At 47.6% G+C, this 10,516-nt stretch carries 10 protein-coding genes; 9 read left to right on the top strand and 1 reads right to left on the bottom strand.

What is annotated here, in order from left to right:
- Positions 1-102: 102 nt before the first annotated feature.
- Positions 103-1,071 (bottom strand): AvrD family protein, encoded by a 969-nt coding sequence (locus tag G5B43_RS04025; RefSeq protein ID WP_165293396.1) that lies wholly within the window; start codon positions 1,069-1,071, stop codon positions 103-105.
- Positions 1,072-1,423: 352 nt separating this feature from the next.
- On the opposite strand from G5B43_RS04025, the gene G5B43_RS04020 reads away from it, so the two are divergent.
- The 9 genes from G5B43_RS04020 to G5B43_RS03980 all read left to right on the top strand — a co-directional run bounded on the left by G5B43_RS04020 (position 1,424) and on the right by G5B43_RS03980 (position 10,503).
- On the top strand, positions 1,424-2,392 hold the full coding sequence (locus G5B43_RS04020; protein ID WP_165293395.1) for a hypothetical protein: 969 nt from the start codon (positions 1,424-1,426) through the stop codon (positions 2,390-2,392).
- Positions 2,393-2,510: 118 nt separating this feature from the next.
- On the top strand, positions 2,511-2,804 hold the full coding sequence (locus G5B43_RS04015) for a hypothetical protein (protein WP_165293394.1): 294 nt from the start codon (positions 2,511-2,513) through the stop codon (positions 2,802-2,804).
- A 534-nt stretch (positions 2,805-3,338) separates the two neighbouring features.
- Positions 3,339-3,935: a hypothetical protein gene (locus G5B43_RS04010; protein ID WP_165293393.1), complete on the top strand. Its 597-nt coding sequence runs from the start codon at positions 3,339-3,341 to the stop codon at positions 3,933-3,935.
- 77 nt (positions 3,936-4,012) lie between these two features.
- On the top strand, positions 4,013-4,399 hold the full coding sequence (locus G5B43_RS04005; protein WP_165293392.1) for a hypothetical protein: 387 nt from the start codon (positions 4,013-4,015) through the stop codon (positions 4,397-4,399).
- On the top strand, positions 4,318-4,857 hold the full coding sequence (locus tag G5B43_RS04000) for a CHAP domain-containing protein (protein WP_240904721.1): 540 nt from the start codon (positions 4,318-4,320) through the stop codon (positions 4,855-4,857). Before G5B43_RS04005 ends, G5B43_RS04000 begins: the two co-directional genes overlap by 82 nt.
- 65 nt (positions 4,858-4,922) lie before the next feature.
- Complete coding sequence (locus G5B43_RS03995) at positions 4,923-5,261, top strand: hypothetical protein (RefSeq protein WP_165293391.1); 339 nt, start codon at positions 4,923-4,925, stop codon at positions 5,259-5,261.
- 186 nt (positions 5,262-5,447) lie between these two features.
- Complete coding sequence (locus G5B43_RS03990) at positions 5,448-6,023, top strand: RNA polymerase sigma factor (RefSeq protein ID WP_165293390.1); 576 nt, start codon at positions 5,448-5,450, stop codon at positions 6,021-6,023.
- Between the two features lie 70 nt (positions 6,024-6,093).
- Positions 6,094-7,053, top strand: coding sequence for a FecR family protein (locus G5B43_RS03985; protein ID WP_165293389.1), 960 nt, complete (start codon positions 6,094-6,096; stop codon positions 7,051-7,053).
- 162 nt (positions 7,054-7,215) lie between these two features.
- Entirely contained in the window at positions 7,216-10,503 is a 3,288-nt protein-coding gene (locus G5B43_RS03980) for a SusC/RagA family TonB-linked outer membrane protein (protein ID WP_165293388.1), read from the top strand.
- Positions 10,504-10,516: the final 13 nt, after the last annotated feature.

The following is a 10,516-nucleotide window of genomic DNA, read 5'->3' as shown; positions in this document are numbered from 1 at the left end:
CATAAAAGCCGATTCAATACAGCAAAGAAGAAAATTGTACAATCATCAAAAATTAATAAATTTATAACGCAAAATACTCCTTAAGGAATTTGACCTATGTGTCTAATTTAGTTTGAAGACATACACTTTGTCTTTTTTGTGTGCTACACGGAACCTACCATGGTAGTTGCCGACCTGCCCCGTAAGATCAATGATCTGCCAGGTGATGCCACCCGAGACGATGGTTTGGATCCGGTCGAACTGGACAAATGCGTGTCCGCTCGTTCCAAATAGCGGTCGCTGGCACCGCAGGCTCATGGTACGTAGCCATATATTCGGACAACTTTCCCGGTCTGTACTATCCATTTGGTAAAGCAGCGCCTGCATAAGCTGCCCGAAAAGCTGGATACTTTCGGTAGGAAGCAACATATGACGGGCCGTGCCGATGCCTTCGTAGGTTTCCTCTAAAAACATCGGGTCATATTCGAATGTTGCACAGATAAACCGCTGTGAAATGTCAATTGCCACGTCGCTAATATGGAGTCCTCGGGTGCGGTAGCCCGTACCGTAAAGTTGTGTCTCACCATCGGTATCAGCCATCTTTTGGGCTTCGGGCAGAACGAGGTAGCGCTTTCCTCCACGGTGGTCGATAGTCACTTTGCATCTATTCCCGCCGATATCCACTTCGATGGTACTGCAGGTACCCTGTACACAGTTTAATCCGTTACGGCTTGCCAGCAAGCGACAGCGGACCGGAATCTGACCTGTACCTAAGCTGCGACTGATCTTCACATCTACAGAAGAAGCGAAGCCACGGGCAATGTCTGAAGGGGCTATCATCCCTAACCGGTTAAGCGCATGCCCGCCCAGGCGCATCACCAGTGCGGTATATTCGAGACTTCCCAAATGAACATCTTCGTTCCGCGGACGTGCGGGACCATCGTAGCACACGTTTATCATGCCCGTTATAGTGTTACCGCTTTCCGTGAGCATGTCCATAGGGACGTGATAATGTCGAAAAGCTTCTGCAAAGTAGCGGGACGTTCTGCCGCCCAACAGTTCTTCCATGCTATCGTATTGTTTTATTTCCATAACCTTCCGTTTTGGGTTTTATGCTGCTAAGTACGATAGGAAAGCCAGAAATATATAATCGATTTTTATGCGGAAATTCAATGCTGAGGGTTATCTTTAAGCGTTTTTTACATCTTGACTAGATGATTGTTTGCCATAAGTGTAAAATATGCACGGAAAGGGCTGTGATTGAGCTGTTCGGGGCAGAAATCGTCTGAAATGAAGCGATAGAAATACGAAACCAATTGAAACTTGCATTTTTATCTAGTTTTCTCAGCTGATCGATCAAGTTTCGATCTAGACTTGCTATCCTGAAATAAAAGTTTTATCTTTAGGCTGTTTAACCAACTGTATAACTAAACGCCTGCTTATTATGATAGATCAGGAAACACTTTTTAAGATTATTGAGCGAAGATTTGAGAACACGTCAGACTTCCAACAGGCCATGAACGATATTTTGGGTGTTGAGGAGTCGAACATACGCAGACGCCTTAACGGTTCCACGCAATTACGCTATTCTGAGCTGCAGAAACTCATAAAGAAATTTTCTATTTCTAGACATGAACTGTTTAGGGATCCGGATCAGGACGTAAGCTTCAAGTATATCCGACTCGACTATCCGAGCGTAGAGAACTATTTGCGCTATATTCAGGGATTGACCGATATGCTGGAGAGCGCTGCGGCTATACCGGAAAGCAAGATCTATTTCGTGGCAGATGATATACCTATTTTTCATTATATGCGTTTTCCCGAACTGACGGCATTTAAGCTTTATTCCTATGCATATGATATGAAGGTTGTGAACACGTCCTTCGAGGTGTATCTGGATAGCTTCCGGGAGCAGGGTCTCCTTCCTATATTTCGGCGTATCAATGATGCGTATGATCGGATACAGTCGGTAGAGGTTTGGGATGATCACGTGCTGGACATGCTGCTTTTCAGTATCGGTGGAAAGCACGACCTGAACTGTTTTGAACGCAGCGAAACGGTGGCGATGTTGCTAGGCCAGCTGAAAGAATTATTATACGGCTTCCGCACCCTGGCCGAAAGTGGAGAAAAAGATCCCGGTGTCAAATTTGAGTTCTTTAAGAACGAAAGCCTAAATCGATTGCCTTATATGATGCTCAGCGATGGCAGTGGCTCGTCGCTGACCTTAAAGCTCCAAATCATCAATAGCATGAGCACGGGGCAGCCTGAATTTGTGGAAGAAGGTGCAAAATGGTTCGATGCGACAGTCAATAAGTCGCTCGCGCTCAGCATGGGCGCAGAACGGCAACGAAACCTATATTTCCAGGGGCTGCACGATCGGGTAGCAGCTGTAGAATTACACACGGCGGTATAACCGTAAACTAAACTGTACGGCGTTCTATGGTTAAACAACCGCTCCATCTATAGTAGCCTGTCTAACAGACCGGAAAGGGTGTTCTCTATTATGGATGGGGCAACAAAAAACAAAGAAAATGAATAAGCATGCTCAAAAGACAATGCAATTGCTCGAAAAAACAATCGAGCTGCTGGAGAAGTTGAACCAGCGTTTTGAAAACCTATCAACAAATCTCTTGGACCGGGTTGCCCCGCCACTCAAAGACCAATTGCTGGATAACACCGACCTGAAAGGTATTCTTAAAGTCGGAGATACAAAGTTCTTCCAGCTAAAAAGAAGCACGATCTTCCCTACCTATCGCCTAAACGGTAAGGATTATTACTTGGAAAATGAGATATTAGAGGCTATTCGGATACACAGATCTAGCTGATAATGTTTTTCCCGGCAGATGCGGCGCGTATCTTCCGGGATACTTTATCCCGTTCCACCCAAGGATGACCTAACAACAACCCAAGAAACACCTAACAATGACCCAAGAATGACCCCAGCCCAACCCAACAAAGGAACAATCACTACCCTGCCTAAGCACAAGAAACACCCAAGAAAAGAACAAGCTATACCTAACAAAAACAAGGTATTTTATCAAAGTTATCATCACAGAATAAAAGCACAATACCCTTTTTAACACAAAAGGTCATCCGGATATTTGAAGACTGTATAAATCTGCCCTTGCAATACCCATTATTTCAATTATCCGCAGCGACGATTTTTTTGAATCCTTTTTTATAAAAAGGATTTTAATAAACGTCTTTTTCCTTCATAATCCTTCGTAATACTTCGCAACCATCTGATTACTATTGATTTGTAAAAATTATTATGAACCTTTGCTTCTGTAAGACAGAGGAATGGGTACCCGGAAGTGCTTACAGCAGTAATAATTTTTAAACAAATAATTCTAAAAAAAATGGCAAAATCAAGAGACAATGTCGTGATGCAGGGCGCATCAGGCAAAGTAGGAAGAAACCTCGTGTTTCGTCAAAGAGGAGATCAAACAATTATCGCAAAGCGTCCTCGCGTGGTAGCGGGAGGTCGTGAGCTTACCCCAAAGCAACAACAGGTGCAGAACCGCTTCCTAAACGCATCCCTATATGCTAAACAAGCTATACAGGATCCGGAGTTGAAAGAAGCTTACGCTAAGAAAGCCACTATAAACCAAACGGCGTACAATGTAGCGTTCAAAGATTTTTTTGCACGCCCAGAAGTACGGTTGCTGAACGATAGCGGATATCTAGGGAACGCCGGCGACGAGATCACGTTTTTGGTAAGGGATATACTGAAAGTGACCGCAATAGAATTCGAGATCCTTGATCAGGATGAAACAGTTATCGAAGCGGGACAGGCCGAGCCTACCGACGAGGAAAACACGGGATGGAAGTACACAGCTAGTACTGAGAACACAGATTATGCGGATGCTATCTACCGGATCACCATGATGGATACGCCAAAGAATATCACGGAAGTGATTAAAGCCTATGGCGAGGACAGAGATGTAAATCCATAGTTAGGGTAAGGGGAGACCAATCGGTCTGCCCTTATTCTTGAGAAATACGTCGAGAAGCTAAAATCAATATAGAAAAAATGAAAACACTTCAAACAAACACCCCTTGGCTCATCAAGGATATGGCAGGGGAACTATCTGGAAAACACAAAATAGGGATTGTCGTCTTGCTGATGCTAGCATTATTCCTGTTTATCGGTACGATCTTACAGTTCGTAGATCCCACCGCAGGCGTGCTCGATATCGGCATCCTATCGGTATGGCTCTTTGGCCTGTTGGTAGGCATGGCAGCCATCTTCTGTAGCCTCTGGTTGCAGGAAATTCTTTGGCAGCCCTTCAAGGCATTCCGTAAAGAATTCAATTACCATTTTAATCAACTGACATCATGGCAACAATGTATCATCTATTTTTCGGTCTTGTTCTTATCGCTTTTTGCGGTGCTGTGGGCGTTGTCCATCATCCTATAGGCATCAGGCAAAAAATTATCGATATTGCTTCGGCCGAAATCGGTGTACGGGAAGCCACAGGTAATAACGATGGCGATAGGGTAGAGGAATATCTCCGGTATACTGGTTTGGGTAAAGGTTATGCCTGGTGTTCAGCCTTCGTGAGCTGGTGTTATGGTCAAGCCGGACTGCCCGAACCCCGCAACCCCTGGAGCCCGGCCTTGTTCCCAAATGCCCGCACATATTGCAGGAGCGATGTCTGTCGTCGTCCCATTACGTTGACGCAGATAAAGCCAGCCGATGTCTTTGGTATCTATGGTCAAGGTGTCCGGCGGATAAACCACGTGGGTCTGGTAAAAGAAGCGCGAAACAACTATCTCGTTACCATAGAAGGCAACAGCAACGACCGGGTGGAGTCTAAACGGCGACATCTGTCTACGATATATGCTTTGGCCGATTGGATAGGAGGTGGGAGATGAGAAAGCTGGCGACTATACACGCGATAGCGTGCTTGACGTTATTATTAACATCATCGTGCTATACGATGCGCAAAAGAATGGACAGCGCGGAGCAACATGGATTTGCCTATACACATACGGCTTCCGCCTCGGACAGTGCTTTTCGGTATTGGTACTTCGCTTCCGATTCGGCTTTCTCCTACCACCCCGATAACGGATTGCGTACGCTCTCGGGTCGTTTATTAGGGTGGGAGTACCGTGTGAACCATCAATCAGAGGAGTATACCGTAGACAGCACCAGCAAACTCCAATATAGCGGAAAGGAGTCGACCCGGAATAGCGCCAGCAATTACTTGCTGCGCTATGCTATATTTTTATTACCGGTGGTGAGCTTCGTTGTAGCCTATCGGGTGATAAGACGATGAGAGAACTTGTTTTCTTTAATTGCACTTATTTTAAGCCAAGCCAGGTACTAAAGGAGCGTATTCCAACGAAATTTAATATAGAAATAACACCCACCAAAACGAAAAAAACCGTTCATCTGGGTATCTTTGTCCAGACTTGAATCTTTACTGTTCATGACAACCAGTGGTACATATCCATCCGATCAAATGCTCGTCAAAGCCCTGCGTTCAGGGGTTGTGAATGCCTACGAAACGTTGGTCAGGGATCATGCCCATCGGTTATTGCAACAGGCGTTCAACCGTTTAGACAATCGGGAAGATGCGGAAGATATTGTTCAGGACCTGCTTATCGATATCTGGGAAAAGCGGAAAAAGCTATACATTGAAGGCTCACTGACCGCCTACCTTAATGTTGCCCTGCGCAACCGGATCTTTGACCATATCCGCCGTTCAGTGCTGCATCGCAAGGCCGCTGAGCGATTGCTGGATCGTCTGGAAGAAATGCAGACATCCGTACTGGACATGCTCGCCGCTAAAGACCTGAGCGACATGCTTTCGCAGGCCGTCGCCGAATTACCGGAAAACATGCAACGGATCTTTGTGCTTCGGGGGGAAGATTATTCTCTCAGAGAGATCGCCGGGGCGTTGGGGCTTTCCGAGCAGACCGTAAAAAGCTACAGTTCCGAGTTGGCTCGCAGGCTGCGGATAGCGATAGCAACCCGATATCCCGACATCAACCGTACGCTCATCCTGACACTGATTCACCTCTTAACAAAAAATTAATCTTTTATTTATTATTCCGAAATATACTTCGGCGGGTGTCTGTTCGTCCTTAGGACAAAATTAACATCGCGTGAAGCTATCATTTTTAAAAAGACTGATTACCCGCTATCGGGAAAATAAAGCAACACCCGCAGAACGATATATACTGGAACGTTGGTATGATTCCTTCGATCAGAAGGAAAAGCCGGCCGCTTGGTTATGCGACGAGTCTGCCCGGAAGGACTATGAAGCCCGGGTGATTGCCAGCACCTTGGCCACCGGAAAGATGAATCGTCCGGCACAATGGAATACTTGGCTACGGGCCGCCGCCGCAATCCTAGTGGTCTGCTCCGCAGCATTTCTCCTGTACCGTCTGTATGGCGATCGCCCCACCGGTCATCTCGGCACCCAAACAGCAGTGGAAATTACCACCGGCCCGGGGCAACTAAAAAAAGCCCTGCTCCCAGATAGTTCGGAAGTTTTCCTAAATGCCAACTCCATCCTGATCGTTCCAGAGGGCTTCGGCGGAACAGATCGGGGTGTACAGCTCATCGGCGAAGCCTTCTTCGATGTCAAGCCCGATAGTGCCAGACCTTTCACGGTTCGTGCTTCCGACCTGGAAGTGCGCGTACTGGGCACCTCGTTCAACGTCAATGCCTACGAGAATACGCATCATATACAGGTTGCTGTGGCCGAAGGGCATGTCGGTATATCGGATAGCGACGGCTTAATCACGGAGCTTAATCCAAACGATCAACTGAACTATGATAAAGCCTCCGGACAGGTTGACCTAGGGCGGACTTCGGGAGACATCCGCAGTTGGACAACAGGACGCACCCTGCTGGATAGAGCGAGCTTTATCGAGCTGGCGCAGGCTTTCGAAACTCTATACGGTCTGCAGCTGGAAAGCGAGGATCCGGCCGTACGGAACGGCAGGTATAACCTGACGATACGTAGTGATCGCCCGGCAACGCAGGCACTCGAACATTTATGTACGCTTATTGGCAGAAAATACAGAAAGGAGGGCGAGGAGCGCATCATTATTTACTAGTATAAAGAAAAGCAGGGCTGCACAGTGCAGCTCCTGCCGGATCGGTGTGGCAGCGGAAAGCTTCGAACCCTATTCTGCCGCCATGTCTACAAAGCATTAAAACTCAAATATTAAATCACCGACCTTCAAAAGTAGGAAAACTTTTGAGGCGTATAAATAACTATGGATAAATTTCTTTCACTGACTTATACATATATGAGAATATTTACCGTCATCAATGTCCTACTCGTAGCCGCAGCGACCTGCCTCCAGGCAGCACCCGGCCGGGCGCAGACATTGGAAAAACGGGTTAGTGTTTCATTCTCCAACATGAGCCTCCACGAGGCTGTGCTGGATTTGCAGCGCAGATCTGGAGCCGAATTTGCTTTCACGGATGAGCTCGGACTCTATGATTTATCAGTCGGTCAAGCCGACTTTACCAACGAACGGTTGTCCGTTATATTGAAAACCATGATGGCCGGGCACAACATCACCTTCTTTGAGCGGGACGGTATCGTCTTCCTCACCGAAGCACAACAGCCGCGTTCCATACGCGGCAGGGTTACCAACCTCCGCAGAGAACCGCTGGCAGGCGCTACGGTGGCTGTGAAAGACCGTAGCGGCCAGATGACAACCACGGATAGCGACGGGCGCTATAGGCTCGCAGTAACCGGAAATCCGGAAATACTGGTGGTCAGCTTTATGGGGTATCAGACCAAAGAGGTTGCCATCGCTAACCGGATGGCAATTGAAATACAGCTAGAGGATGCTTTACGATCGCTAAATGAGGTGGTTGTGGTGGGATATGGCACCCAAAAGAAGGAGAACCTCACCGGTTCTATTTCTTCCTTGAAGGGGGAGGAACTCATAAACAGACCTATCATACGGGCATCGGCTGCCCTCCAAGGGCTCGCACCCGGACTTACCGTTACCCAGCAATCGGGTCGGCCAGGTGCAGACGGTGGTTCGCTGCGCGTAAGAGGTATTGGTACGCTAGGCGATGCAAGTCCGCTGGTATTGATTGATGGCATTGAAGGCGCAATAGACGGCGTTGATCCGAATGACATCGCTTCGATTTCTGTTCTGAAAGATGCGGCCTCGGCTTCGATTTACGGATCCAGAGCGGCTAACGGCGTCATCTTGGTGACAACCAAGCAGGGTAAGGGCGAAAATCTGCAGGTCAACTACAACAACTATATTGGCTGGCAGCGCTTTACGGAACTTCCCGAATATACGGACGGCTATACCTACATGGTTAAATTGAATGAAGCCTATGAAAATATGGGGCGTGATCCGCTCTACTCCGAAGATTACTTAGCGGAATATCTCGAACACAAAGAGACCGATCCAGACCACTACCCGGACGTGGATTGGCAAAAAGAAGTGTATAGCGGATCCGGGTTCACCCAAAGTCATTACCTGAGCGTTAGCGGAGGAGAAAAAGTCAATGTGATGGGGTCTATGGGTTATCAAAAGCAAGAGGGGCTTATTCCGGGCTATGATGCGCAAAGATATTCGTTTCGCTTCAATGCCAAGATGAAGATTTCCGACCGCCTGCAGGCTTCACTGTTGCTTAACGGCCGTTACGCACCGACCGATATTGCTGCCAACGACGGAAATGTCATCATTAATGTCAACCGTTTGCCGGCTATTTACGCATCACGTTATACGGACGGGCGCTGGGCTGCAGGGATGAACGGATTCAACTCCTTAGCGCAGGTTACAGAGGGAGGCTTCGACAGAACGATCTATGGCTTCCTTCGACCGACACTACAGCTTAATTATCAACCTTTGAAGGGGCTTGATTTGGAAATGAACTATACGCCCCAGTTCAGTTCAACAGAAAGTAAGCGCTTTGTCAATGCGGTAGAAACATACGAAGTAGACAGTCAAACACCAACCTTTATTGTGCCTGCTCGTGCCTATCTCGAACAAAGCTACCGAAAGACCTGGGAGAACACCTTTAGGTTATTGGCTCGTTACCAGCGTCGATTAGGCAAACACCAACTAGGTGCTGTCGCGGGCTATGAACAGATCGCTTATCAGGCCAACAATTTCGGGGCAAAACGAGAAGGGTATCCTTTTCCGCAATATACCGAACTCAATGCTGGTTCGGTTGAATTCATGACCAATTCAGGCACAGCAGCAGAATGGTCGCTACGGTCAGGCTTTGGGCGTATGAATTACAGCTTTGCTGATAAATACTTATTAGAGGCCAACCTACGTATTGACGGATCTTCGCGCTTCGCCCAAGGACAAAAATGGGGTACTTTCCCCAGTTTTTCTGCTGGCTGGTTGCTATCCAATGAGCCGTTTATGCAAAGCGTATCGTTCTTCAATACATTGAAACTACGTGCCTCCTGGGGGATGTTGGGCAATCAGCTGATCGGAAACTACCCCGCCGCATCGGTCGTCAACTTAGGGCAATCTTATGTGAACGGAGGGGCTCCACTGGATGGCGCGGCTCAGCTGGCTATGGCCAACGAGGAAATTACATGGGAAAGCACAACTTCTTCCAATGTTGGTATAGACATGACTTTCTTGAACAACAGCTTTGATCTCAGCTTCGATTATTACCTCAGAAAAACCGATGATATTTTGTTGGAGCTTCCTATTCCGGCAACGATAGGTCTTACGGCACCTTACCAAAATGCCGGTAAAGTGGAAAACCGTGGCTGGGATTTAAGCTTGTCGTACCAACAGGCTTATGCGCGCTTCAATCACCAGGTAAAGCTCAACCTGTCCAATGTGGCCAATAAAGTGCTCGACCTGAGAGGTGCAGGGCCAATTATTGGGTCCTATACGGTGAATCAGGAAGGATACCCTATTAACGCACTATACGGCTACCGGGCGCTTGGCCTGTTTCAAAATGAGGCGGAAGTGGAAACAGCGCCTCAGCATATTGGAATATACGCCCCGGGAGACATCCGCTATGATGACGTAAGTGGCGACGGCGCAATTGGGCCGGACGACCGGGTCATCATCGGCAATATCATCCCCCGCTACACCTTCGGGCTTAATTACCGGGCACAGTACAAAGGGTTTGACATGAGCTTTCTTATTCAGGGTGTAGGCAAAGCAGATGTGATGCTAGCCCGTGATGCGGCTTGGGCTTTTTTCAATGCCGGCAAAATAAACACTTGGCAATTGGATGCCTGGAGACCCGATAATCCGGATGCTGCGTATCCAAGACTTATTGCAGACCGCACGCACAATAACTTTCAAAACTCCAGTTATTGGGTCTATAATGCGGCCTACGCCCGCCTGAAAAACCTGCAGCTTGGTTACACCTTTCCAGCCAATTGGGCTAACCGAATAAAAGCAAACCGTATTCGGATATTTGCTTCAGGTGATAATCTGTTCACCTTGCACGACATGCCGCCGGGATGGGATCCTGAAAGACCGAATGGTGATGCCACAAATTATCCCGTCACGGCTACTTACAGTTTTGGTGTAAACATCACGTTTTAACAAAAAAATTAAC

Source organism: Sphingobacterium sp. SGR-19, assembly GCF_011043555.1.
GTDB lineage: Bacteria > Bacteroidota > Bacteroidia > Sphingobacteriales > Sphingobacteriaceae > Sphingobacterium.
This window is presented reverse-complemented; position numbering and strand designations above follow the sequence as displayed.

Excerpts from the sequence above, each read along its gene's own strand:
- G5B43_RS04010 (WP_165293393.1), top strand. The coding sequence starts at position 3,339 with ATGGCAAAATCAAGAGACAATGTCGTGATGCAGGGCGCATCAGGCAAA.
- G5B43_RS04025 (WP_165293396.1), bottom strand. The coding sequence starts at position 1,071 with ATGGAAATAAAACAATACGATAGCATGGAAGAACTGTTGGGCGGCAGA.
- G5B43_RS04015 (WP_165293394.1), top strand. The coding sequence starts at position 2,511 with ATGAATAAGCATGCTCAAAAGACAATGCAATTGCTCGAAAAAACAATC.
- G5B43_RS04000 (WP_240904721.1), top strand. The coding sequence starts at position 4,318 with ATGGCAACAATGTATCATCTATTTTTCGGTCTTGTTCTTATCGCTTTT.
- G5B43_RS03990 (WP_165293390.1), top strand. The coding sequence starts at position 5,448 with ATGCTCGTCAAAGCCCTGCGTTCAGGGGTTGTGAATGCCTACGAAACG.
- G5B43_RS04020 (WP_165293395.1), top strand. The coding sequence starts at position 1,424 with ATGATAGATCAGGAAACACTTTTTAAGATTATTGAGCGAAGATTTGAG.
- G5B43_RS03995 (WP_165293391.1), top strand. The coding sequence starts at position 4,923 with ATGCGCAAAAGAATGGACAGCGCGGAGCAACATGGATTTGCCTATACA.
- G5B43_RS03980 (WP_165293388.1), top strand. The coding sequence starts at position 7,216 with ATGGATAAATTTCTTTCACTGACTTATACATATATGAGAATATTTACC.
- G5B43_RS04005 (WP_165293392.1), top strand. The coding sequence starts at position 4,013 with ATGAAAACACTTCAAACAAACACCCCTTGGCTCATCAAGGATATGGCA.